This is a genomic window from Streptosporangium sp. NPDC050148 (genome assembly GCF_055586505.1).
The window spans coordinates 143918-166103 of the sequence record NZ_JBVJIA010000020.1 but is presented as its reverse complement, the minus strand read 5'-3'; the positions used below and the strand labels follow the sequence as shown (position 1 = coordinate 166103).

The window sequence follows — 22186 nt, the reverse complement described above, 5'->3', positions numbered from 1 at the left end:
CCACCCGGTATGAAAAGACCGCCGAGTCCTACCAGGCCGCAGTCACCCTCGCGTCACTGCTGATGTGGCTATGAAACTTTGACGACACGCCCTAGCGGAAACAGGCGCGTGACACCGGCCGACGAAGGCCGGCACGGCGCGAACGACGAACGTCCCCATCCCCCGCCCCCGAAAGGACGGCCGGAGCCATGTCAGCATCGAAATCAGCGGGATCAGCGGGATCGAGCAGGCGCACCCTCGGCGCGGGTCTGGCCCTTCTGACCGCCGGCTGCCTGGCCGGCTGTTCGACCACCTCCCCCACCTCCGGCGCCACGGGAGACCCCGGCCGGGCGGGCGGCGGGACGTACACCGTCTGGGACCCCTATCCGCAGTACGACGGGACCTCCGACTGGGTGAGGCTGCTGGACACCTGCGGCACCCAGGCCGGTGTGACGATCGAACGCACGGGCTACGACACCACCGACCTGACCAACAAGGCGCTGCTCGCCGCGCAGCAGGGCACCGCCCCCGACGTGCTCGTCGTCGACAACCCGGTGGTGTCGACGCTCGCCGAGGCCGGCGTGCTCACCACCACCGCGGAGAACAAGATCGACATCTCGGCGATCTCGCCCAACCTCCTCGCGGCCGGGCAGAGCGGCGGCGACACCTACGGCGTCCCGATCGGCGCCAACACCCTGGCGCTGTACTACAACAAGGCGGTGCTCGACAGGGCGGGGGTGGACATCGCCTCCGTCACGGACTGGGCCTCGTTGACCGCGGCCCTGGAGAAGGTCAAGGCGGCGGGCAGGAAGGGCATCACGTTCTCCGCCATCGGCACCGAAGAGGGCAGCTTCCAGTTCCTGCCCTGGTTCTGGGGCTCGGGCGCGCAGCTCACCGAACTCGACTCGCCGCAGGGCGTGTCGGCGGTGGCGCTGTGGACCGGCTGGCTGAAGAAGGGGCTCGCCCCGAACTCGGTCATCAACAACACGCAGACCACCAGCTGGCAGGAGTTCGCCACCGGCGAGTACGCCTTCGCCGAGAACGGCACCTGGCAACTGGCCGGCGCCAAGGAGACCGGCTTCGCGTACGGCGTCATCCCGGTGCCGGCCAAGGACGGCGGGACCGCGGCGGCGCCCACGGGCGGTGAGTTCGTCAGCGTCCCCGTCCAGCAGGACACGGCGCGCTACGCCACCTCGCAGAAGCTGGTGAGGTGCCTGACCGGCACCGACAACTCCTTCGCCACGGCGACGGCGCTGTCGTACATCGCGCCCACCGAGCAGGTCCAGACCCGGCAGAGCAGCGAGAACCCCAAGCTCGCGGTGTGGGTCAAGGCCGTCAAGGCGGCCAAGGGCCGTACCGGCGACGACCTCGGCACCAGGTATCCGAAGATCTCCGAACCGCTGTGGGGCGCGGTGCAGGCGGCGCTGAGCGGGGCCAAGACCCCCGAGCGGGCGATGGCCGACGCGCAGGCCGCGGCGGCGGCCGCGATCCGGTAAGGCCCGCGCCATGAGCCGAATCGCGCAGGCCCCCACCCCGGCCCCTGCCGGCGCCGGTCCCGCACCGGACGGGCCGGGTCGCCGGAGAGCGGCCCCGCGGAGGCCGGACCGGTGGGCGGCACGGGCCTTCCTGGTACCGATCGTCGCCTACCTGCTGCTGTTCTACGCCTATCCCCTGTTCCGCAACGTGGAGCTGAGCCTGCGCGACTACACGGTGCGCTCGTTCGTCCGGGGTGACGCGCCCTTCACCGGGTTCGCCAACTACCTCGAAGTGATCGGGGACGCCACGTTCGGGCCCGCGCTGTGGCAGACCGTGGTGTTCACCGTGGTGTCACTGGCCTTCCAGTTCACCGTCGGTCTCGCCCTGGCCCTGTTCTTCGTCACGCACTTCCCGTTGTCGGCCACGTTGCGCGCCCTGTTCCTGGTGCCGTGGCTGCTCCCGCTGATCGTGTCGTCCTCGACCTGGGCCTGGATGCTCAACAGCGACTCCGGCGTGGTCAACGCGGTGCTCGGCGCGTTCGGTGCCGGCCCGGTCAACTGGCTGACCTCACCGGACTGGTCGCTGTGGTCGGTGATCGCCGCCAACATCTGGATCGGTGTCCCGTTCAACCTGGTGATCCTCTACTCCGGGCTCCAGTCGATCAGCCCCTCCGTCCACGAGGCCGCCGCCCTGGACGGCGCGTCGGGCCCGCAGCGGTTCTGGAACGTGACCCTCCCCCTGCTGCGGCCGGTCTCGGCGATCACTCTGCTGCTCGGGCTGGTCTACACGCTGAAGGTGTTCGACATCATCTGGATCATGACCAAGGGCGGGCCGAGCGGCTCCTCCACGACCCTGTCCACCTGGTCCTACCGGCTGGGTTTCGGGAACCAGGTGCCGGCCTTCGGCCCGGGAGCCGCGGTCGGCAACATCCTGATCGCGACGGCGCTGATCTTCGGGTTGCTCTACATCCGCCTCCAGCGAAGGCAGGACCCCTCATGAGATCCCCGCGCCGCTGGTGGAAGACCGCGACCGGGCTCGCGCTGACCGGCGTGATGTTGTTCCCGGTCTACTGGATGATCAACGTGTCGCTCACCCGGGACCGCGACATGCGCAGGAGCCCGCCGTCGTGGTTCCCCGTGGACGCCACCCTGGACGGCTACCGCGCGGTCCTCGACCAGCAGCTTCCCTACCTGGGCGTCAGCCTGGTCGTCGGGCTGGGGACGGTGCTGCTGACCCTGGCGGTCGCGGCCCCGGCGGCGTACTCGCTGGCCAAGCTGCGCCCGCGCGGCGGTGGCGCGCTGAGCTTCGCGCTGCTGATCGCCCAGATGATCCCCGGGATCGTCATGGCGATGGGCTTCTACGCCATGTACCTCAACCTCGGCGTGCTCAACACGCTCCCCGGGCTGATCGTGGCCGACTCCACCCTCGCGGTCCCCTTCGCCGTCCTCGTCCTCACCACGTTCATGTCCGGCATCCCGCACGAACTCCTCCAGGCCGCCCGGGTCGACGGCGCCGGAGCCGCGCGCACCTTCTGGTCGATCGTCCTGCCGGTCAGCCGCAACGCGATCATCACGGTGTCGCTGTTCGCGTTCCTGTGGGCGTGGTCGGACTTCGTCTTCGCCGGCACGCTGGACAGCGGAGGAGACCACCAGCCGATCACCCTGGGCATCTACCGCTACATCGGCAACAACAACCAGCAGTGGAACGCGATCATGGCCACCGCCGTCGTCGCGTCGATACCCGCGGTCGCGCTCCTCGTCGTCGCACAGCGCTACGTCACCGCCGGCGTGACCGCGGGCGCCGTCAAGAACTGACCGGGCTCCACCGCACGAAAGGACCATCCCTTCATGACCGCCGCCGTCACCGGCCCGGTGTTCTCCCTGCGGGAGATCCCGTTCAGCTTCCGCGGCTCCTGGTTCGGCTTCTCGCCGGTCGTCGGCGAGAACACCTACGCCCGGGACGTCCACCTGGTCTCCCACCAGACCGGCATGCACCCCGTCCTGCGGCTGGTCCCCAGCGCCGACGGCATCGTCACCGCCACCCCGCACCGGCTCACCTGGGACTGCGCCCCGGGGCGGATCGACCTCGCCTACGAGGACACCGACACCGTGCGGGTGCGCGGGCACGGGGTCGACCTGCGGCTGCTGGCCGCCGACCCGGTCCTGACGCCGTTCAGCGGCCCCTACTTCTTCCGCGACCCCCGGGACGGGTCCGCGGTCTTCACCGTCTACCAGACCGGGCGCCGCTACCGCGTCACGCTCCTGGCCGGGCGGATCACCGAACACCTGGGCGCGCAGGAACTCGGCACCGTCGAGCGGGGCGTCGTGGTCACCGGGGACCGGGACGTGTGGGAGATCGCCATCGAGGAGTTCGAGACCGCCCGCGCCCCGTACACCGGCGGGCGCGACTTCGAGCAGGTGGCCGGCGCCGCCCGGCGCGACTACGAGGACTACCTCGGCGCCGTGGCCCCCTGGCGCGACGACCGCACCCCCGCCGCCGAACTCGCCGCCTACGTGCTGTGGTCGGCCACCGTACGCCCGGCGGGGTTCGTCACCCGCACCGCGGTGCTGATGTCCAAGCACTGGATGGACAAGGTGTGGAGCTGGGACCACTGCTTCAACGCCATCGCCCTCGCCGAGGGCCTGCCCGCGCTGGCCTGGGACCAGTTCCACCTGCCCTTCGACCACCAGGAGGCCACCGGCGCGCTGCCCGACTCGATCACCCACTCGGAGGTCCTGTACAACTTCGTCAAGCCCCCCATCCACGGCTGGGTCCTGCGCCACCTCCCGCCGCTGCCGGCACCGGAACGAGCCGGCGTCTACCGCCTGCTCGAACGGTGGACCACCTTCTGGCTCACCGCCCGGCGCGTGCCCGGCCACGAACTGGCCCACTACCAGCACGGCAACGACAGCGGATGGGACAACGCGACCACGTTCGCGCCCGAACGCGTCGTCGAGACGGCCGACCTGGCGTCGTTCCTGATCCTCCAGATGCGCACGCTCGCCCGCCTGGCGGGCGACCTCTCCCTGCCCGGTGAGGCGGTCCGCTGGTCGCGGGCGGCCGACCGGATGGGCGGGGCCATGCTCGACCGGCTGTGGCGCGGCGACCGCTTCGTCACCCGGAGCGCGAGTTCGCAGGAGACCTGGACCAGCAGCAGCCTGCTCGACCTGATGCCGATCGTGCTGGGCGAGGAGCTGCCCCGGCACGTCCGGACGGTCCTGGCCGCCAGGATCACGACCCATCTGACCGAGTACGGGCTCGCCACCGAACTGCCGGCCTCACCGCACTACCGGGACGACGGCTACTGGCGAGGCCCGATCTGGGCCCCCTCGACGGTCCTGATCGAGGACGGCCTGCGCCGGGCCGGTCAGACCGTCCTCGCCGACGAGATCAGCGCCCGGTTCCGCGCCCTGTGCGAGAAGTCGGGATTCGCGGAGAACTTCGACGCCCGCATCGGGACGGGCCTGCGCGACCGCGCCTACACCTGGACGGCCAGCGCGTATCTCATCCTGGCCGCCGCCCACCTGCGCCGCACGCCGTAGACCGGCCCGGCGCGGTCTCCCGGGCGGCGTCCATCGACTGCCCGCCCCTGAGCGAGCACCTGTCCCGCATCACCGTGACGTTCGCGACGCACACGACGAGTTCCGCGCGGCCACCGGGAATCCCGACGCGGTACGGGCCATGCTGGAGGGCTACCGGGCCGGCCTCACCGTCGACCTGCGCCACGAGGAGGCCGACCGGGCCGGGCTCGATCCCCCGTCCGGCGCCTCCTTGATCGTCCGATCCGCCGTGCACCAGGCACTTCCGCTCGCGTAGGATGCGTTGTCCATGACCTCCTCGGGGACGCGCAGGCTTCGGAAGGACGCGGCGGAGAACGCCGAGCGGCTGATCGCCGCGGCCGTGCGTGCGGGGCTGGCCGAGGGCAGGTTCGTCCCGCTGGAGCAGATCGCGGCCGAGGCGGGAGTCGGGATCGGGACGCTCTACCGCCGCTACCCGAACCGGGAGGCGCTGCTGGAGGCGATGGCGGTCCGCGCCTACCGCCTGATCCTGGCCGAGGCCGAGGACGCGCTGAGCTCCGGCGGCACCGGCCACGACTCGATCAGCCGGTTCCTCCATCGGACCTTCGCCCATCGCGACGAACTGGTGCTCCCGCTCCACGGAGCGCCCATGACCGAGGGCACCGAGTCCGCCGAGCTGCGCGCGCGCATGCAGCAGACCATGGGCGCCATCCTCGAGCGCGGCCATCGGGACGGCTCGGTCCGCACGGACGTGACCGCGGGCACCGTGGTGCGCTTCGGGGCGATGCTCGCCCAGCCGATGTCGAACGTGCCCGGCTGGGCCGAGGCCGCCGCCGAGCTGCGCGCGGTGTTCCTGCGCGGCATCGCGCCCGATCGCGTCTAGCCCGGCGCGTCAGCTCCGGCGCGCGGGCCCCTGGCCGGACACCCATGCCTCGACGTCGGGGACGAGATGGCGCGTGAGGTCGAAGTCGGCCCGGTAGGCGGGGACGGTGGCGAACCACCGGAACATCGCCCGCATGTCCTCGTCGTCACCGAGCACGTCGATCGGCAGCCCTTCGTACCGCGCCGGCCGGCCGAGCCCGGACGCGACCCGCTCGGCCACCTGATCCATGGTGAGCTCGTCGCCGGCGAGTTCGACCGCCTCACCGTCGATCGCATCGGGGGCGATCAGCAGCCGCGCGGCGGCGGCGCCGATGTCGCGAAGCCGCGGGCTCGCAGGGCACGTGCGCGCGTGCCCTCGGCGTCGCGGACCAGGGCGCGGACCGCCTGCTCCTGCGCGAGCAGGGCGTCCACCACGCCGCCGCCCTGCTGTCCGGTCGCACCGATCACGGCGACGGGCTGCTGAAGATCAGTCATGGGTCGTCCAATCCGAGAAGATGACAGCTTAACCGGAGGAAATCCTCCGTTATTCCCCTATGCTGGGCCCATGCCCGTCGACGCGGACTCGGACGGCCGCACCGCCGCCCTCGGGCCCGCCCGGATGATCCCACCCCACACAGGCCGCCGACCTGGATCAACGCGCGTTACACACCGAGTCCGGGGGTCGAAGTGAGGGGGACGCCTCCCGGTCCCGTCGTACCCGCATTTGCTTCGAGTTCGAAGCAGTGCTAGCTTCATCTCACCAAAGTGCTTCGAATCCGAAGCATAACTGCTCCGTCGAAGAAAGAAGCCCGCCATGAAGGCAGTGCGATTCCACGAGTACGGCGATGCCGGCGTCCTGCGCTACGAGGACGTGCCGCTCCCCGTCCCCGGCACCGGCGAGGTTCGCATCCGGGTCGCGGCCACGTCGTTCAACCCGGTCGACGCCGGCATCCGCGGCGGCGGCCTCCAGGGCCCCTTCCCGGTGACGCTTCCCCACACACCCGGCATCGACGTCGCCGGAACGGTCGACGCCCTCGGTGACGGCGTCGACACGGTGGCCGTCGGCGACCCGGTCGTCGGATTCCTCCCGATGATCGGCGACGGCGCGGCCGCCGAGTACGTCGTCGCACCCGCCGGGATCCTGGCGGCCGCGCCCTCGAACGTGCCGCTCGCCGACGCGGCCGCCCTGCCGCTGGTGGGCCTGACCGCATGGCAGGCACTGTTCGAGCTCGGCCGGCTCACCACCGGGCAACGCGTCCTCGTCACCGGCGCCGGAGGCGCCGTCGGCGCCTACGCGGTACAGCTGGCGAAGAACGCCGGCGCGTACGTCATCGCCACGGCCAGCCCGCGCAGCGCGGACCGGGTCCGGGCCGCGGGCGCCGACGAGATCCTCGACCACACCGCGACCGACGTGACGGACGCGGTGACCCTGCCGGTCGACCTCCTGCTCAACCTCGCACCGATCGAGCCCTCACAGCTCGCCGACCAGGTCGCCCTCGTACGGTCCGGCGGGACGGTGGTCAACACCACGGTGTGGATGCAGGCCCCGAGCGACGAGGCACGCCAGGTACGCGGGCTCAACCTCTACGTCCGCAGCGACGCGGAGCAGCTCGCCGGCCTCGTGGCGGCGGTCGACCGGGGCGAGCTTCACATCGACGTCAGCCGCCGCGTCCGGCTCGAGGACCTCCCGGCCTTCCACGCGGAAGCCGCGGCCGGCGCCGTGTCCGGCAAGGTCGTCGTCCTCGCGCCGGCCGCCTGACCCCCTCACGTCCCCATGGAGCGAAGCGCCCGGAAGGCGAAGCCGGAGCCGCCGGCGGACAGGACGTTCGGCTCCGGCCCGGTCATCCCGCCGTAGGTACCGGTGGGGCGGGCAGCCGGACGACGACGCGGAGCCCGCCCGCGGGGCGCGGGACGACGGTGAGGGTTCCGTCGTGCACGTGCGCGACGCTCCTGACGATCGCCAGGCCGAGGCCGACGCCCGCGTGGTCGTCGCGGACCCGTCCGGTGCCGCGCTGGAACGGTTCGGTGAACGTCGCGACCGACCGCGGGGCGAGTCTCTCGCCGGTGTTCTCGACGGTGAGCACCACGGCCCCGGGACGGACGCCGGTCGTGACCCACGCGGTGCCCTGTCCGGCCAGGTTGTGCACGACGGCGTTGTGCACCAGGTTCGTCGTCATCTGCAGCAGCAGCGCCCGCGACCCGGCGGCCGGGGCGGTGTCACCGGAGACGTGGAGGGTGACGCCGCGTCTCCCGGCGAGCGGGAGCAGCGTCTCGGTGGCCTCCTCCGCGAGGAGGGACAGGTCGACGGGCTCTGGGGTGAAGGACCCCTGCTCGGCGCGGCTGAGCAGGAGCAGCGCCTCGGTGAGGTCGATCGCCCGGGCGTTGACGGCGTGAAGGCGGCCGACGAGTTCGCCGTGGTCCCGCGCCGGATCGTCGCGCGCCACGTCGAGAAGGGCCTGTGTGATCGCCAGCGGGGTGCGCAGTTCGTGGGAGGCGTTGGCCGCGAACCTCCGTTGTTCGGCGAGGTGCGCCTCGAGCCGTGCGAGCATGGCGTCGAAGGCGTCGGCGAGCTCGCGGAACTCGTCCCTCCGGCCTTCCAGGCGGATCCGGTGGGAGAGCGATCCGCTCGTGGCCACGCGGGTGGCCTCGGTGATGCGGGTCAGGGGCGCGAGCATGCGGCCGGCGAGGATCCACCCTCCCGCGAGACCGCACACCAGCAGGAACGCCAGCACGACGGCCGCGACCGAGGCGAACGAGCCCAGCAGGAGGGGGCGGTCGATCAGGAAGCTGCCGTTGGCGTGGATCGCGCGGCCGGGCAGGCCCTGCAGGACGTAGACCAGCGCGGTGGCGAGCGGCAGGGTGCCCGCGAGCATGAGGAACCCGGCGTAGCTGAGGGTGAGCCTGAGGCGGACGCTCGGCCCGGGCGCCCTATCCACGCTCCCCCGCCGCCCGCCCGGTGCCGGGTGCCGTGTCGATGCGGTAGCCGACACCGGCCACGGTGGCGATGATGCCGGGTTCGCCGAGCCGTTTGCGCAGTGCCGAGACCGTGATGCGCACGGCGTTGGTGAACGGGTCGGCGTTCTCGTCCCATGCCCGCGCCAGGAGTTCCTCGGCGCTGACGACACCGCCCTCGGCGGCGACGAGGACCTCGAGCACGGCGAACTGTTTCCTGGTGAGCGCGACGTAGCGGCCGTCGCGGTGGACCTCGCGGCGGAACGGGTCCAGCCGCAGGCCCGCGATCTCCCGCACGGGTGGTCTGTGGTGGGCGCGCCTGCGGTCGAGCGCTCTGAGACGGAGCACGAGCTCTCGCAGCGCGAACGGCTTGGTCAGGTAGTCGTCGGCGCCGAGCTCGAACCCGGAGGCCTTGTCGTCGAGCAGGTCGGCGGCGGTGAGCATGAGGATCGGCATGCCGCTGCCGGAGGCGACGATGCGCGCGGCGACCTCGTCGCCGGAGGGGCCGGGGATGTCGCGGTCGAGGACGGCGATGTCGTAGGCGTTGACGCTCAGCAGCTCCAGGGCGCTGTCACCGTCACCGGCGATGTCGGCGGCGATCGCCTCCAGGCGCAGGCCGTCGCGGACGGCCTCCGCCAGATAGGGCTCGTCCTCGACGATCAGCACCCGCATGCTCCCGACGTTACCGGCCGGACCGTATCGCCGGCATATCGAAAACCGCATACGCGCCGGCAACACCGCGCCGTCTTGGCTGGAGGCATGAACCGCAGCGAACCAGCGCGAACGACGACCGGCCGGATCCTCTGCCGCGTCCATGGACGACATGGATGACATGGACGACACCGCCTCACGTCCGCGTCTGGGTGCCGCGCTCGCCGTTCTGCTGAGCGCCTGCGCCCTGACGGTCGCCACGAGCCCCCCGGCCGGGGCCGACCCGGGCGACGGCGGCGACGTGCACGTCGCCCAGACGCTCGGGGACCGGGAGCTGACCGTCGTCCTGCGACGGGTCACCGGGGTGCCCGGCCCCCTCCACGTGGACGTGATCACGCATACGGGCACGCCCGCAGGCACCCTGGACCTCGCGGTGACGCCCACCGGGGTCTCCGCGTCCGCCTCCGCCGCCTCGGCCTCGGGCACGGTCGCGGACACCGCCGTGGTGACCCTGGGCGACCGGCCGCGGACCCACTCCGCCGTGCTGGACGTCACCCGGGCCGGTCCGTGGGAGCTGTCGCTCGGCGACGGGCACAGGGTCGCGACGATCCCCTTCGTCGTCCCGAAGCAGGCCACCTCCCCGGCGGAGACCGCCGCCTACCTGGGCTTCTCCGGCGCCGGAGCCCTCATCCTGGTCACCGTCCTGGTCGCCGTACGCGCGCGCCGCGGCCGGTGGACCCTGGTGCCGGCCTGCGGGCTCGTGGCCTGCCTGACCGTGGCGGTCACCGGCGCGCTCCTGTCGCCCCGGCTGCCGCCGCCGCCGTCCCAGGGCGGCCAGGTGGACGCCACCATCGACGGCGTCGACGATCCCTACGCCGCCGCCGGGCGGCCGGCCGGCGACCACTCGCGCCCGCCCGCCACGCTGCTGCTGTCGTCCTCCACGGACCGAGCCGGCGAGGTCGCCGAGCTGCGGCTGACCCTGTCGGACGCCGCCACCGGCCTGCCCGCGGACGACGTCGTCGTCCACGACGGGGCGCTGATGCACCTGCTGGTCATCGGCCCCTCGGGACGGTTGTGGCACCTGCATCCCGTACGGACCGGGCCGGGCGTGTTCGAGGTCTCCCTGTCGCTGTCCGAGGCGGGCCACTACGCGGTCTCCGCCGAGTTCGCCCGCCGTGGCGGCGGCGTCCAGCAGCTGCGCTCCGCCACCGGCATCGACGCGGTGCCCGGTCCCGGCGCCGGCGCACCGGCCACGGCCGGTGACGCCCCGGTGCGGGCGGGGACCGGCGTGCGGACCGTGGCCGGGGTCGAGGTGCGGCTGACCGTGTCGCCGCCGGTGGCGGGCGAGGCCACCGTCCTGACCGCCCGCGTGGGGGACACGGCGACCCTGCAGCCCTGGCTCGGCATGCTCGGCCACCTGGTCGTCGTCGGCCCGCTCTCCCCCGCGGCGGCGGGGGCGGCGGGGACGGTGGGGGAACAGACGCAGAAGGCCCAGCTGTGGGCCCATTCCCACTCCATGGGCGCGCTGCCGGCCGGTGCCCGCGACGCGAGCGGGACGCCGGAGACACCGGAGACGCCGGGGACGCCGGGGACACCGGAGACGCCGGGGACACCGCACGCGGGGGCACACGCGGGGGCGCACGCGCCGCCGGGACCGTCCTCCGTCTCCTCCCCGCAGAAGCACCTGATGAGCGGCCCGGCCTCCGCCGACGGCGTCGCCGACGAGACCGTCGCCGCCTACGGCCCCGACATCACCTTCGTCCACACCTTCCCGGCCGCCGGCCACTACCGGGTGTGGATCCAGGCCCAGCGTGACGACACGATCCTGACCGTCCCCTACCTGCTCCACGTCGCCGGTGCGGAGCAGGCCCCGTGAGCCTCTCCGGCCTGCGGATCCTGGTGGCCGCGACGATCGTGGCGGCGATCCTGCTCACCGCGCTGTCGGTTCACGCCCTGCGGGAGCCGTGGCCGGGCGGGACGCGGCCCGCGTCCGGCTCCGCCCCGCGGGGCGCGGTGACCCTCACGGGCGGCACGGCCCGGCACGTGGTGACCCTGACGGTCTCCGCTCCCGTCACCGGGGTCACCGCGGTCGACGTCCGGCTCGAACCGCGCGACGCGGCCGTGCGGCCGCCACCGGCCGTCACGGTCTCCGCGGTGCTGCCCACGGCGGGCCACGCGGTACCCGGACTTCCCGCCGTACGCGTCTCCGGCGACGTCCACCACGTGGACGGCCTTCCGCTGATGATGCCCGGCCGGTGGGAGTTCCTGGTCACCGTGGACGGCGACGGCCCCCGTGAGCGGCTCGTCTTCCCGCTCACGGTCTCCCCCTGACCCACCCCTTCGCGAGAGAGGCATGTCCGATGGATCCTGTTCCCGTGTCCGTGCCGGCCGGTCCGGGCGGGCCCGCCCCGTCCGGCCGGCCACCGTCCGGTACGGCCGGCGTGGCCGGTACGGCCGGCGTGGCCGACGTGGCCGGCGCGTACACCGTGCTGGCCGGAACGCTGTTGTCGACGGCCGGCCTCGGCTGGGACGTGCAGTGGCACATCGAGGTCGGCCCGGACACCTTCTTCACCCTGCCCCACCTGATCCTGTACTCCGGCAGCGCCGTCGCCGGCATCGCCGGCCTGGTGATGGTGCTGCGCGCCACCTTCGCCCAGCGGGCCGGGCGCCCCGCCGACCCGGCCGCGGGCGGCGGCCCGGTCCGGGTTCTCGGCGGCACGTTCACCGCGCCCCTGGGATACCTCGTCGCCGGGACGGGCGCCGCGTCGTTCCTGCTCTACGGCCTGTTCGACCTGTGGTGGCACTCCCTGTACGGTTTCGACGCCGTACTGGACTCCCCGCCGCACGTCGCCCTGTTCGTCTCCATCAGCCTGACCATGGTCGGCGGCGTCATCGTCTTCTCCGCCGCCCGAGCACGGCTCTGGGGGCGGATCGGCCTCGTCGCCGGCATCGCCGTGCTGATGACGTTCACCCCGATCATCACGTCCGCCTTCCGGAGGCTGCCCCTTCCCGTCGACCCCGGCCTCGCGGGCACCGTCTTCTTCGCCGTCTGCTTCGTGCTCCTGGGAGCGATCACCCTGCGTCGCCCGCGCGTGGCCCTGTCCATCGCGATCGTCCTCGGCGTCCTGCAGCTGTTCCTCTGGTCGTTCTCGCCGTGGGCCACGAGGGTCTACGCGGACCACGTCGGCCTGCCGCTGCGGGACAACCTCCCGGACATGGCGCCCCAGCTCCCGGCCGGCATCCCGATGTTCATGCTCGCCGCGGCCCTGGTGATCGAGGGGTTGCTCCGGCTGGGGCGCGGGCGGGGCTGGTCGGCCCGTCGGCTGCCGCAGCTGGCCGGCGCCGTCGGCGGCGTGGTGGTGAGCCTGTCCATGCTCGTCCAGGCGTCGATGCTCCGCCCCGGGGCCGGTGGAGGGCCGATGGGCCGGGCCACCACGTCGGCGACCGCGGTGCCGGCCGCGGTGCTGGCCGCGGTGCTCCTCGGGCTGGTGTGCGGTGCCCTGGCCGGTTACCTCGCGGCCCGCTTCGCCGTACTGCTGCGTCTCAACGCCCCCGCCGCCGACCAGGAAGGCCGCTGACCCGTGAACGTCCGCACGTATCCGCGGCCCCGGCCGGTCCGCTCCGCGCGTTCCGCGCCGAGGCGCCGCGTCCGCGCCCTGCTCGTCGCCGTGTGCGTCCTGGGAGCCGTGATCTGGGCCCCGTCCGCCCTGGCGCACGCGCGGGCGGAGCCCGAGCAGGTGTACGCGCCGGTCGAGGTCGTGCACACCGAGCGGGTGCAGGCCGGCCCGTACCGGCTGACCGTGGGGTTCTCCACGTGGCCGCTGCGCGCCATGCGGTCGCTGGACTTCACCTTCGCCCCCGAGGGGGGACTGGCCGGCAAGTCCGGCACCCTCGCCATGACCGGTCCCGGCATGGAAGGGACGATGCGCGGGGCGGCTCCGCTCTCTCGCCATCCCCGTAAACGGGACGTGTGGGGCCTGGACATCCAGTCGCTGCCCACGGCCGGGACGTGGAGCCTCACCTTCACCGTCGACGGCCCCCGGGGACGGGGAACGGGCACCCTGGACGACATCACGGTCCTCGACCAGCCCGGCCCGCCGCCGGCGCTGAGCTGGGCCGTCTGCGCCCTGCCCGTCGTCGTCCCGGCCGCCTTCCTGGTCGTCGCCTGGCGTCGTCACCGCCCTTCCCGCCGCCTGGAGGCGATGGGCGTCTGACGGGCGCTCGCCGTACGCGGCCGCACGACTCCCGGCCCGGGCCGGGACGGCACCGGGCCGGGCTACCGGACCAGTGCCAGGGCGAAGCCGTCCCACCCCTTCGACCCGACGGTCTGCAGGGCCGTGGCGTCCAGCCGCGGGTCGGCGGCGACCTGTTCGAGGAAGCGGCGCACCCCCCGGACACGCTCGTCGGTGCTGCCGGGATCGGTGACCGCTCCGTCGCGGACGACGTTGTCCGCGACGATCACGCTGCCGGGACGGGTCAGGCGCAACGAGGCCTCGAGGTAGCGCGGGTTGTTCGGCTTGTCGGCGTCGATGAACACCAGGTCGTACGGTTCGGCCCGGCGGGCGATGAGCTCGTCGAGGCCGTCCGCCGCCGCGCCGACGATCACGTCCACCCGATCGGCGACGCCGGCGTGTTCGAGGTTGCGCCGGGCGAGCCGCGCGTACTCGGCGTCGGCCTCCAGCGTGGTCACGTGCTCGGCGGCACGAGCGAGCCAGATGGTCGAGTAACCGCCCAGGGTACCGATCTCCAGGACGCGGCGTGCCCGGCACATGCGGGCCAGCAGCGACAGCAGGGCGCCCTGGTTGGGCGCCACCTCGTGGTCGGGCAGACCGGCGTCACGGCTGGACCGCCGCGCCTGTGCCAGAGCGGCGTCCTCGTCGACCAGCGTGGCGACGAAGTAGTCGTCGACCGCTCGCCACTGCTCCGTTGACTCGTACATCGCCTGACGTCCCCCCGGGTCGGTCCTGGCGCCGACCTTACCCAACGGGGCCGGGGCACGGACGGCTCGGGAGCACGCACGTGGGCTCCCTCCCCGGGCGGCCGGACCGCCTGCGGCCGGGCGCCTCGACGATCTCTTCCGTCTCAGTCCAGGTCGGACACGTCAAGCACGAAGCGGTAGCGGACGTCGTTGCGCCCGAGGCGGTCGAGTGTCGTGTGCACCTGTGAGGAGGGGAACACCTCGACGTCGGTGGCGATGCCGTTGTCGGCCCAGGCCGCCGAGCCCGGCCACGGCGACGCGGCTGCCGGGACCCACGCCGAGGGAGCGCAGGGGTTCCCACACGGTGACGCCGGCGCACAGCAGCGGGGCGGCCGCGGCCGGGTCGAGGCCGGAGGGTAGCGGGTAGGCGAACGCCTCGCGCACGACGTACTCGCGGGAGTAGCCGCCCAGGGTGGTCGACCCGTCCTCACGGTCGGTGCCGCCGTAGGTCAGGGTCGGGAAGGAGTGGCAGAAGTTCTCCTGCCCGGCCTGGTCCCCGGTCAGCAACGTGTACGCGGCCGACGACCGGGAACCCGAGGACGTGCACGACCGGCGCCGCGCCCTGCTCCGCGACTGCGTCCGCAGGGCCGTCACGACCGGCGGCGACACCTCCCCCACCTGACCGCCGCGGATGCCCCCGGCGACCGGCCCCACCCCGGCCGGCCGGGGTGGGGCACGGGCCCGGTCAGCGCAGGGACAACCCGAGCAGCAGGTCCTTGACCTCGGTGGCGGCGATCCGATCCCTGGCCGCGGACGGGTCGGAGCAGAGCAGCACCGGCCCGTCGAGCGGGCCGTCGGGCAGGCGGCCGTGCGAGCCCCGCACGGCGCGGGCGCCCGCGTCGAGGCCGACGACGTTCATCGTGTAGCGCATGCCGGTCTTCTTGCGCAGCAGCGCCAGGGCGGCGCGGCGCTTGGCGGCTCCGGGGGCCGCGGGGTCGAAGAACAGCTCGGCGGGGTCGTAGCCGGGCTTGCGGTGGATCTCGACCAGGTTGGCGAAGTCGGGGGCGCGGGTGTCGTCGAGCCAGTAGTAGTAGGTGAACCAGGCGTCGGGCTCGGAGACGAGGACCAGCTCTCCGGCGCGGGGGTGCGCGAGGCCGCTTTCGGCCTTGCCCTCCTCGTCGAGCACCTCGGCGACCCCGGGCAGGCCGGCGCAGAGCTTGGCGACGGCCGGGACGTCGGCCGGGTCGGCGACGTAGACGTGGGCCACCTGGTGGTCGGCGACGGCGAACGCGCGCGAGGTCCAGGGGTCGAGGTACTCCATGCCGTCCTGGGTGTAGACCTTCAGCAGTCCCTCGGTGCGCAGCAGCCGGTTGACGTCGACCGGGCGGGAGACGTCGGTGATGCCGTACTCCGACAGGGCCACCACGGTGGTCCCGCGCGCGGCGGCGGCGTCCAGCAGGGGGGCCAGCACGGTGTCGAGCTCGGAGGCCGCGGCGGCCGAGCGCGGGTCGGACGGGCCGAACCGCTGCAGGTCGTAGTCCAGGTGCGGCACGTACGCCAGGGTCAGGTCGGGGTCGTGGTCCCTCATGATCTGCTCGGTGGCGCGGCAGATCCAGGTGGACGAGGCGATGCCCGCCCCCGGGCCCCAGTAGGTGAACAGGGGGAAGGGGCCCAGCGTGGCGGTGAGCTCCTCGTGCAGGCCGGGCGGGTAGGTGTAGCAGTCGGGGTCCTTGCGCCCGTCGGCGCGGTAGATGGGCCGGGGGGTGACCGTCCAGTCGACGTCGGCGCCCATGGCGTACCACCAGCAGACGTTGGCCACGGTGAAACCGGGCCGCTCGCGGCGGGCGGCGTGCCACAGCTTGTCCCCGCCGACCAGCGCGTTGTGCTGGCGCCACAGGAGGACCTCGCCGAGCTCGCGGAAGTACCAGCCGTTGCCGACGACGCCGTGCCCGGAGGGCTCGACGCCGGTGAGGAAGGTCGACTGGACCGAGCAGGTGACGGCGGGCAGCACGGTGCCGAGCTCGGCCTGGAAGCCGCCGTCGGCGACGGCGCGCAGTCTCGGCATGTGCGCCAGCAACCTCGGGGTCAGGCCCACCACGTCCAGGACCAGCAACGATGTCATGCTCTCACTCCCAGGTCGCGCATCTCGGCACGGGCGAAGTCCAGCTCGTCGGCGATGCCCGCGGCGAGCCGGCCGGGCGTCTGCGGGCGCAGCGCCGGTGGCAGCACGCCCCAGGTGTAGGTCTCCACGTCGAAGTGGTCGCAGAGCGGCTCGGGGCCGCCGACCAGCTCCGCGAGGGCCTCGCGCAGCACCGGCACGGTGGTGGCGAGCGGCGCCTGCGGTGCGACGTGCAGCGGTACGTGGTAGTGGACCCGCCAGGGTCCGGGCAGTCCCCGCTCGAACGCCTCGTCGAGGTCGTCGGCGTCGTCGCCGGCCGCGTTGCGGGTCTGGTGCAGGAAGCGCGGCTCGGCGTACTCGCGCAGGGCCTCGGGGTCGTCGCTCTCCAGGGCGGCGGAGACCTGCACCTTGACGACGGGCAGGCCCGCCTCGGCGTACCGGCGCAGCGCGTCGGCGGGCTTCTCCCAGGCGCACGCCAGGTGGGCGAGGTCCAGGCAGACGCCGAGCCGCCCGGTGTCGGCGCCGGACAGGGCGCGCACGGCCTGGTCGGTGGTCTCCACCACGCAGCCGGGCTCGGGTTCGAACGCCACCCGGATCAGGCGGCCGGTGTCGGACTCGACGGCGGCCAGCCCGGTGGCGAGCTCGTCGAGCCTGCGCCCGGCGAGGCCGGCCATGTCCCGGTCCCAGGGGGTGCGCCAGGCGAGCGGGAGCGTGGAGATCGATCCCCTGGCGGCGTCGTCGGGCAGCAGGGCGGCCAGGACGCGCGCCAGGTCGAGGGTGTAGGCGAGCCGTTCGGGGGTCGTCCAGTCGGGGTGGTAGACCGCGTGCTTGACCACCGGGTCCTGGAAGGCGCGGTAGGGGAAGCCGTTGAGCGTCACGACCTCCAGCTCCCGCGCGTCCAGCTCGCGGCGGAACCCGGCCAGCAGCGCGGGGTCGGCGGCGAGCGCGGCGGCGACGGGCGCGGCCAGCCAGAGCCCGAGCCCGAGCGTCTCGGCGCCGAGGCGGGCGCGGATCGGCACCGCGTACGTGTCGAGCTGCCCGACGATGCCGCCGAGGTCCTCGGCCGGGTGCACGTTGGTGCAGTAGCTCAGGTGCAGCGTCCGCCCGCCGGGGTGACGCAGCCGCATCACGACCCTCCGCGCTTGATGGAGCTGCCCTCGAACGTGGGCTCCCCCGCCCCGGCGACCTCGGACAGGTCCAGGCGCCCGGACTGGCCGTAGAACTCCACGGGGTTGCGCCACAGCACCCGGTCGACGTCGTCCTCGCCGAACCCGGCCTCCAGCATCGCCCTGCCGGTCTCCAGGGTGAGCAGCGGGTCGGACACGCCCCAGTCGGCCGCGGAGTTGACCAGCACCCGCTCCAGGCCGTGCTCGCGCAGGATCTCCACCATGCGGGGCGGCGACATCTTGGTCTCGGGGTAGATGGAGAAGCCCATCCAGCAGCCCGAGTCGTGCACGATCCCGGCGGTGACCTCGTTGAGGTGGTCGACGGCGACCCGTCCGGGGTCGATGCCGGACGCGGCGACGACGTCGAGGGTGCGCCGGGTGCCGGCGGCCTTGTCGCGGTGCGGGGTGTGCACGAGCGCGGGCAGCCCGTGGTCGACGGCCATCGCGAGCTGGCGCTCGAAGGCGTCGTCCTCCTCGGGGGTCATCGAGTCGTAGCCGATCTCGCCGACCGCGACGACGCGGTCCTTGTCCAGGTAGCGGGGCAGCAGGTCGAGCACGGGCCGGCAGCGCGGGTCCCCGGCCTCCTTGGGGTTGAGCGCGATGGTGGCGTGGTGCAGGATGCCGAACTGGCCGGCGCGGTAGGGCTCCCAGCCGATCAGCGAGTCGAAGTAGTCGGTGAACGAGCCGGGGTTGGTGCGCGGCTGGCCCAGCCAGAAGGCGGGTTCCACGACGGCGAGCACCCCGGCGGCGGCCATCCTGGCGTAGTCGTCGGTGGTGCGCGACGTCATGTGGATGTGCGGGTCGAAGATCCGCATCAGGCCTCCTTCTTCTCGCCGGCCGGATCGCCGGTCGGGTCACCGGCCGGATCGCCGGTCGGGGGGTCGGGCGTCCCGCCGGTCAGGTGGTCGAGCAGTGCGGTCGCGTCGTCGGGGGTGTGCCGGCCGGCCGCGGCGCGTTCCTCGGCGAACGCGGCCAGCATCCCGGCCAGCTCGGCGTCGGCGCGTTCCTCCAGCCGGTCCACGGCGGCCAGCGGCACGCCCATGAACACGCACTTGAGCACCGCCTGCCGCCAGGCGGCCTGGTCGAGGTGACGGGCGTACGGGCCGAGCGCCGCGGCCACCAGGCGGGGGTCGTTGGTGCGGATCGCGTCGTGCAGGAGCGGCACCGCCTCGGCGCCGACGGGCAGCAGCGGCAGTGCCTTGAGCACGGCGCGCTTCTCGTCGGCGTCGCCGTAGCGGTACAGGTCGGCGACCTGCCCGGCCGCCGCGTCCGGCGGGAGCGCGGCGAGCAGGACGGCCCTGGCGGCCTCGTCGGCCCTCCAGCCGGGCACGTCCGGCAGCGGCGCCCGTCCGGCGCGGCGCCCGGCGGAGGCGAAGTGCCGCGCGAGGGTCCCGGGCTCGGCGGCGACGCCGCGCCGGGCCTCGGCCAGCCATTCCTGGCCGAGCGCCGCCAGCAGGTCGTCCGTCCCGGGGGCGGGTGGCGGGGTCATGCGTTCGTCCCTTCGGCGGCGCGCAGGAAGTCCAGGGACCGGGCGGCCACCTGCGGCGCGGCGTGCGAGTGGCGGGGCAGTTCGACCGCGACCAGGCCCCGGTAGCCGCATCCGGCCAGGGCGCGCAGCACGGGAGGGAAGTCGATCTCCCCCTCGCCGAACTCCAGGTGCTCGTGCACGCCGCGGCGCATGTCGTCGATCTGCACGTTGACCAGGTGGGGGGCGACGGCCCTGACGCAGTCGGGGACCGGGTCGGGTTCGAGGCAGCGACAGTGGCCGATGTCCAGCGTGATGCCGAACCCGGCCGGTTCGCCGAGGTCGGCGTGGAGCCTGCGCCAGTCGGCGATCGTCTCGACGAGCATGCCGGGCTCGGGCTCGAAGCCCAGCGGCACGCCGGCGGCGGCGGCCTTCTCGGTGACGCGGGCGCAGCCGTCGACGAGCCTGGCCCAGGCCGTGGCCTCGCCGACCGTCTCCGGGCGCACGCCCGCCCAGAACGACACCGCCTCGGCTCCCAGGTCGGCGCCCACGGCCACCGCCCGGCCCAGGAAGTCCAGGCGCGCCTCCCGCTCGTCGTGCAGCAGCGTGGGGGCGTGTTTGTGCCAGGGGTCCAGCAGGTAGCGGGCGCCGGTCTCGACGACCACGCCGAGGCCGAGGTCGCGCAGCAGGTCGGAGACGGCCGCGACCCTGCGGGCCAGCCCCTCCCGGTACGGGTCCAGGTGGTCGTGGTCGAGGGTGAGGGCGACCCCCTGGTAGCCGAGGTCGGCGATGACCCGCAGCGCGTCGGCCAGCCGGTGGTTGGCGAACCCGTTGGTGCCGTAGCCGAACCTCGTCCCCCCGCCGGTCCCGCCCGGACCCCCGCCCGGACCCCCGTCCGGGCTCGCGTCCGGGATCGCGCTCGTGCCGCCGGGGCTCACGTGGGTGACACCTTCCTGGCCAGGGCCCGGCCCAGCGGGACGGCCGCCGCGACCGCGAGGCCCTCCCGGGTGGCGCCGCCGCGGGCGACGAGCGCGCCCTGCAGGGCGGGCAGCGCGACGATGCCGGTGCCGACGGCGGTCCTCAGCCGGGAGGCCGACGGCTCGGCGACCGCCCGGGCCTGGGACAGGCCGAACCCGGCGGCGTACCAGCCGGTGAGCCCGGCCCGCACGGCCCGCACCACCCGCGCGGCCCGCGGCCCGTGCGCGGCCTCGCCCCGTCCCAGGGCGGTGGCCACGGCGAGCGCGGCGGTGCCGGCGAGGGTCGCCGCGGGCAGGCCGCGGCCGGAGCCGGAGACCTCGGCGCGCGACAGCGCGGTGAGCAGGTAGGTGTGGGCGGCGACGGTGAGGGCCGGGGGCAGCGCCTTGGCGAGGCTCCGCCCCGGGGTGGCGCCCAGCAGCACGTCGAGGCCGCGGCAGAGCGCCATCGCGGGCGGTCCCGCCGCCGTGTTCTTGGCCATCAGGTCGTAGGACCAGACGGCGGCGGCGAGCGGGACGGCGACCGCCAGGGCCCGGCGACCGCCGGAGAGCCCGGCCACCGCCAGACCGGCGGCGGTGAGTCCCGCGGCGATCCCGAGCGCGGTGCCGGGCGACACGCGGCCGGAGGGGATGGGCCGCTCCGGGCGTTCCACCGCGTCCAGGTGGCGGTCGGCCCAGTCGTTGGCGGCCATTCCCGCCCAGTACAGGCAGACCGAGGAGCAGGCCAGGCCGAGGGTGCGTCCGCCGAGCACCTGCCCCGCGGCGGCCCCGGCGGCGACGTCACCGGGTACCGACAGGGCGGCCGGGGCGCGCACGAGTTCCGCGAGGTCGCGCACCGACGTCATCAGGCCGGTTCCCGTCCGCCGAGGGTGGCGGCGAACGCGCGGAGCGTCCCCCACTGGTCGGCCAGCGCGTGCGGCACCTGCCCGAGCGGGTCCTTGAAGAAGAAGGCCAGCTCGCCCAGCGGCCCGGTGCGGCCGTGGCGGTGCGCCGCCGCCGTGAGCCTGGCCAGGTCCAGCACCAGGGGCGCGGCCAGGGCGGAGTCGCAGCCGTGCCAGGTGAACTCCATGCGCATGGGCGTGCCCAGGAAGCCCTCGAAGGTGACGAGGTCCCAGGCGGTCTTGAAGTCGCCGATGTCCTCCACGTACTCGATGCGGGTCTCGCCCTGCGGGGTGTAGCCGAGCGTCTCGCCCAGCACCCGCTGCTTGCTGGCGGCCTTGGCGGCGTTGGCGGCGGGGTCGGCGAGGCTGGCGCCGTCTCCCCCGCCCAGGAGGTTCATCCCCGACCAGGTGCGGACCCGCAGGTTGCGCTGGGCGAACATCGGGGCGAGCACCGACTTGACGAGCGTCTCGCCGGTCTTGCCGTCGTGGCCCGCGTACGGCAGCCCCAGCAGGCCGGCGAGCCGGTCCAGGGCGGGCAGCCTGGCGCCCGTCGAGGGGGTGAAGTCCACGTACGGGCAGCCCGCGCGGAAGGCGGCGTACGCGGTCAGGGCGCTGGGCGGCAGCAGGTCCCGCGAGCTCGCCAGCCCGGCCTCCAGCAGCTCCAGGTCGGCGTGGGCCGGGTGGGGCGCGGGGGCCGGCTCGGTGGTCGAGACGTTGACGACGACGACCCGCTCCAGGCCGTGCCGCAGCCGGAACTCGGTGATGTCGGCGCCGATCAGCTCCGCGGCCGCGGCCTGGTTCCCGGCGTTCGCGGCGAGCGGCACCTGCCGGAGGTCCTCCTCGACCCGCGCGAGCTCGTCGTGCAGCGCCTGCACCAGCCTGACCGGTACGATCCCGGCCCCGGCCAGCGCGGCGGCCTTCTTCTCCAGCGGGGTCGCGACGATGTCGTGCCCGCCGAAGACCAGGTCTCCCAGACCCGGCAGCCCGGCGTCGCGGAACTCGGGGAGTTCCGTGACGCAACCCGTCGGCGGGGCGAGACCGGCGCGTACCGCGAGCGCTCCGATCACGCTCGTGACGGCGACGGAGCCTCGGGCTCCTACCAGCCACACTCCCGTGCGCATCTGACCTCCTGTGGTGAGTCGGCTCCTGGGGATGACGGTTCTCGTCCGCCCGGCCGGGGCCGGGCGGTGCCGTCGACATCACCGTTCCGGCCGTCCGGCCCGGGG

General features: G+C 73.9%; 24 protein-coding genes. 11 read left to right on the top strand and 13 right to left on the bottom strand.

Features of this window, described 5'->3' with window-relative positions:
- Positions 1-188 precede the first annotated feature (188 nt).
- The 6 genes from ACZ6RT_RS23320 (at position 189) to ACZ6RT_RS23295 (ending at position 5856) form a co-directional block, all read left to right on the top strand.
- On the top strand, positions 189-1475 hold the full coding sequence (locus ACZ6RT_RS23320) for a sugar ABC transporter substrate-binding protein (protein ID WP_470156039.1): 1287 nt from the start codon (positions 189-191) through the stop codon (positions 1473-1475).
- A gap of 10 nt (positions 1476-1485) precedes the next feature.
- Complete coding sequence (locus ACZ6RT_RS23315) at positions 1486-2454, top strand: carbohydrate ABC transporter permease (protein WP_470156037.1); 969 nt, start codon at positions 1486-1488, stop codon at positions 2452-2454.
- Positions 2451-3269 (top strand): carbohydrate ABC transporter permease, encoded by an 819-nt coding sequence (locus tag ACZ6RT_RS23310; RefSeq protein ID WP_470156035.1) that lies wholly within the window; start codon positions 2451-2453, stop codon positions 3267-3269. Before ACZ6RT_RS23315 ends, ACZ6RT_RS23310 begins: the two co-directional genes overlap by 4 nt.
- A gap of 33 nt (positions 3270-3302) precedes the next feature.
- Positions 3303-4997 (top strand): amylo-alpha-1,6-glucosidase, encoded by a 1695-nt coding sequence (locus ACZ6RT_RS23305; RefSeq protein ID WP_399191591.1) that lies wholly within the window; start codon positions 3303-3305, stop codon positions 4995-4997.
- Positions 4998-5136: 139 nt separating this feature from the next.
- Positions 5137-5271, top strand: a complete 135-nt coding sequence (locus tag ACZ6RT_RS23300; protein ID WP_470156033.1) for a hypothetical protein — start codon at positions 5137-5139, stop codon at positions 5269-5271.
- A gap of 12 nt (positions 5272-5283) precedes the next feature.
- Positions 5284-5856: a TetR/AcrR family transcriptional regulator gene (locus ACZ6RT_RS23295; RefSeq protein WP_399191595.1), complete on the top strand. Its 573-nt coding sequence runs from the start codon at positions 5284-5286 to the stop codon at positions 5854-5856.
- Between the two features lie 9 nt (positions 5857-5865).
- On the opposite strand, the gene ACZ6RT_RS23290 is transcribed toward ACZ6RT_RS23295, so the two are convergent.
- Together ACZ6RT_RS23290 and ACZ6RT_RS23285 are read right to left on the bottom strand one after the other, a co-directional pair.
- A complete protein-coding gene (locus tag ACZ6RT_RS23290) occupies positions 5866-6126 on the bottom strand; it encodes a hypothetical protein (RefSeq protein ID WP_470156050.1) in 261 nt (86 codons plus the stop codon).
- Between the two features lie 14 nt (positions 6127-6140).
- Entirely contained in the window at positions 6141-6329 is a 189-nt protein-coding gene (locus ACZ6RT_RS23285; protein WP_470156031.1) for an NmrA family NAD(P)-binding protein, read from the bottom strand.
- A gap of 319 nt (positions 6330-6648) precedes the next feature.
- On the opposite strand from ACZ6RT_RS23285, the gene ACZ6RT_RS23280 reads away from it, so the two are divergent.
- The gene (locus ACZ6RT_RS23280) at positions 6649-7593 is read left to right on the top strand and encodes an NADP-dependent oxidoreductase (protein ID WP_399191601.1); all 945 of its coding nucleotides are present in this window, start codon (positions 6649-6651) and stop codon (positions 7591-7593) included.
- A gap of 82 nt (positions 7594-7675) precedes the next feature.
- Here the strand turns inward: ACZ6RT_RS23280 and ACZ6RT_RS23275 are convergent, their stop codons facing one another.
- Both ACZ6RT_RS23275 and ACZ6RT_RS23270 read right to left on the bottom strand, forming a co-directional pair.
- Positions 7676-8770 (bottom strand): sensor histidine kinase, encoded by a 1095-nt coding sequence (locus ACZ6RT_RS23275; RefSeq protein WP_470156028.1) that lies wholly within the window; start codon positions 8768-8770, stop codon positions 7676-7678.
- Positions 8763-9458 (bottom strand): response regulator transcription factor, encoded by a 696-nt coding sequence (locus ACZ6RT_RS23270; RefSeq protein WP_470156027.1) that lies wholly within the window; start codon positions 9456-9458, stop codon positions 8763-8765. The genes ACZ6RT_RS23275 and ACZ6RT_RS23270 overlap by 8 nt, the downstream gene beginning before the upstream one ends.
- 142 nt (positions 9459-9600) lie before the next feature.
- On the opposite strand from ACZ6RT_RS23270, the gene ACZ6RT_RS23265 reads away from it, so the two are divergent.
- The 4 genes from ACZ6RT_RS23265 to ACZ6RT_RS23250 are packed head-to-tail and all read left to right on the top strand — an operon-like array spanning position 9601 to position 13651.
- Positions 9601-11313, top strand: a complete 1713-nt coding sequence (locus tag ACZ6RT_RS23265; RefSeq protein WP_470156025.1) for a hypothetical protein — start codon at positions 9601-9603, stop codon at positions 11311-11313.
- Entirely contained in the window at positions 11310-11768 is a 459-nt protein-coding gene (locus ACZ6RT_RS23260) for a hypothetical protein (RefSeq protein WP_470156023.1), read from the top strand. The genes ACZ6RT_RS23265 and ACZ6RT_RS23260 overlap by 4 nt, the downstream gene beginning before the upstream one ends.
- 44 nt (positions 11769-11812) lie before the next feature.
- Positions 11813-13015, top strand: a complete 1203-nt coding sequence (locus ACZ6RT_RS23255) for a hypothetical protein (protein ID WP_470156021.1) — start codon at positions 11813-11815, stop codon at positions 13013-13015.
- Positions 13016-13018: 3 nt separating this feature from the next.
- Positions 13019-13651 carry a hypothetical protein gene (locus ACZ6RT_RS23250; protein WP_399191613.1) on the top strand — a complete coding sequence of 211 codons (633 nt, stop codon included), beginning with the start codon at positions 13019-13021 and terminating at the stop codon, positions 13649-13651.
- Positions 13652-13713: 62 nt separating this feature from the next.
- Here the strand turns inward: ACZ6RT_RS23250 and ACZ6RT_RS23245 are convergent, their stop codons facing one another.
- The 9 genes from ACZ6RT_RS23245 to ACZ6RT_RS23205 all read right to left on the bottom strand — a co-directional run bounded on the left by ACZ6RT_RS23245 (position 13714) and on the right by ACZ6RT_RS23205 (position 22081).
- Positions 13714-14376: an O-methyltransferase gene (locus ACZ6RT_RS23245; RefSeq protein WP_470156019.1), complete on the bottom strand. Its 663-nt coding sequence runs from the start codon at positions 14374-14376 to the stop codon at positions 13714-13716.
- A 162-nt stretch (positions 14377-14538) separates the two neighbouring features.
- Complete coding sequence (locus tag ACZ6RT_RS23240; RefSeq protein WP_470156017.1) at positions 14539-15024, bottom strand: hypothetical protein; 486 nt, start codon at positions 15022-15024, stop codon at positions 14539-14541.
- 76 nt (positions 15025-15100) lie between these two features.
- Positions 15101-16477 carry a nucleotide pyrophosphatase/phosphodiesterase family protein gene (locus ACZ6RT_RS23235; RefSeq protein ID WP_470156015.1) on the bottom strand — a complete coding sequence of 459 codons (1377 nt, stop codon included), beginning with the start codon at positions 16475-16477 and terminating at the stop codon, positions 15101-15103.
- A complete protein-coding gene (eboE, locus tag ACZ6RT_RS23230; protein WP_399191621.1) occupies positions 16474-17601 on the bottom strand; it encodes a metabolite traffic protein EboE in 1128 nt (375 codons plus the stop codon). Before eboE ends, ACZ6RT_RS23235 begins: the two co-directional genes overlap by 4 nt.
- Positions 17601-18455, bottom strand: a complete 855-nt coding sequence (locus tag ACZ6RT_RS23225) for a TatD family hydrolase (RefSeq protein ID WP_399191623.1) — start codon at positions 18453-18455, stop codon at positions 17601-17603. The genes eboE and ACZ6RT_RS23225 overlap by 1 nt, the downstream gene beginning before the upstream one ends.
- Positions 18455-19129, bottom strand: coding sequence for an EboA domain-containing protein (locus ACZ6RT_RS23220; protein WP_470156012.1), 675 nt, complete (start codon positions 19127-19129; stop codon positions 18455-18457). The genes ACZ6RT_RS23225 and ACZ6RT_RS23220 overlap by 1 nt, the downstream gene beginning before the upstream one ends.
- Positions 19126-20043 (bottom strand): sugar phosphate isomerase/epimerase family protein, encoded by a 918-nt coding sequence (locus ACZ6RT_RS23215; RefSeq protein ID WP_470156010.1) that lies wholly within the window; start codon positions 20041-20043, stop codon positions 19126-19128. Before ACZ6RT_RS23215 ends, ACZ6RT_RS23220 begins: the two co-directional genes overlap by 4 nt.
- On the bottom strand, positions 20040-20924 hold the full coding sequence (locus tag ACZ6RT_RS23210; protein ID WP_399191629.1) for an SCO3242 family prenyltransferase: 885 nt from the start codon (positions 20922-20924) through the stop codon (positions 20040-20042). The genes ACZ6RT_RS23215 and ACZ6RT_RS23210 overlap by 4 nt, the downstream gene beginning before the upstream one ends.
- The gene (locus ACZ6RT_RS23205; RefSeq protein WP_470156008.1) at positions 20924-22081 is read right to left on the bottom strand and encodes an inositol-3-phosphate synthase; all 1158 of its coding nucleotides are present in this window, start codon (positions 22079-22081) and stop codon (positions 20924-20926) included. The genes ACZ6RT_RS23210 and ACZ6RT_RS23205 overlap by 1 nt, the downstream gene beginning before the upstream one ends.
- Positions 22082-22186: the final 105 nt, after the last annotated feature.

Coding starts and splice junctions, on each gene's coding strand:
- ACZ6RT_RS23320 (WP_470156039.1), top strand. CDS start 189: ATGTCAGCATCGAAATCAGCGGGATCAGCGGGATCGAGCAGGCGCACC.
- ACZ6RT_RS23315 (WP_470156037.1), top strand. CDS start 1,486: ATGAGCCGAATCGCGCAGGCCCCCACCCCGGCCCCTGCCGGCGCCGGT.
- ACZ6RT_RS23310 (WP_470156035.1), top strand. CDS start 2,451: ATGAGATCCCCGCGCCGCTGGTGGAAGACCGCGACCGGGCTCGCGCTG.
- ACZ6RT_RS23305 (WP_399191591.1), top strand. CDS start 3,303: ATGACCGCCGCCGTCACCGGCCCGGTGTTCTCCCTGCGGGAGATCCCG.
- ACZ6RT_RS23300 (WP_470156033.1), top strand. CDS start 5,137: ATGCTGGAGGGCTACCGGGCCGGCCTCACCGTCGACCTGCGCCACGAG.
- ACZ6RT_RS23295 (WP_399191595.1), top strand. CDS start 5,284: ATGACCTCCTCGGGGACGCGCAGGCTTCGGAAGGACGCGGCGGAGAAC.
- ACZ6RT_RS23285 (WP_470156031.1), bottom strand. CDS start 6,329: ATGACTGATCTTCAGCAGCCCGTCGCCGTGATCGGTGCGACCGGACAG.
- ACZ6RT_RS23280 (WP_399191601.1), top strand. CDS start 6,649: ATGAAGGCAGTGCGATTCCACGAGTACGGCGATGCCGGCGTCCTGCGC.
- ACZ6RT_RS23270 (WP_470156027.1), bottom strand. CDS start 9,458: ATGCGGGTGCTGATCGTCGAGGACGAGCCCTATCTGGCGGAGGCCGTC.
- ACZ6RT_RS23265 (WP_470156025.1), top strand. CDS start 9,601: ATGGACGACATGGATGACATGGACGACACCGCCTCACGTCCGCGTCTG.
- ACZ6RT_RS23245 (WP_470156019.1), bottom strand. CDS start 14,376: ATGTACGAGTCAACGGAGCAGTGGCGAGCGGTCGACGACTACTTCGTC.
- ACZ6RT_RS23235 (WP_470156015.1), bottom strand. CDS start 16,477: ATGACATCGTTGCTGGTCCTGGACGTGGTGGGCCTGACCCCGAGGTTG.
- eboE (WP_399191621.1), bottom strand. CDS start 17,601: ATGCGGCTGCGTCACCCCGGCGGGCGGACGCTGCACCTGAGCTACTGC.
- ACZ6RT_RS23225 (WP_399191623.1), bottom strand. CDS start 18,455: ATGCGGATCTTCGACCCGCACATCCACATGACGTCGCGCACCACCGAC.
- ACZ6RT_RS23220 (WP_470156012.1), bottom strand. CDS start 19,129: ATGACCCCGCCACCCGCCCCCGGGACGGACGACCTGCTGGCGGCGCTC.
- ACZ6RT_RS23210 (WP_399191629.1), bottom strand. CDS start 20,924: ATGACGTCGGTGCGCGACCTCGCGGAACTCGTGCGCGCCCCGGCCGCC.
- ACZ6RT_RS23205 (WP_470156008.1), bottom strand. CDS start 22,081: ATGCGCACGGGAGTGTGGCTGGTAGGAGCCCGAGGCTCCGTCGCCGTC.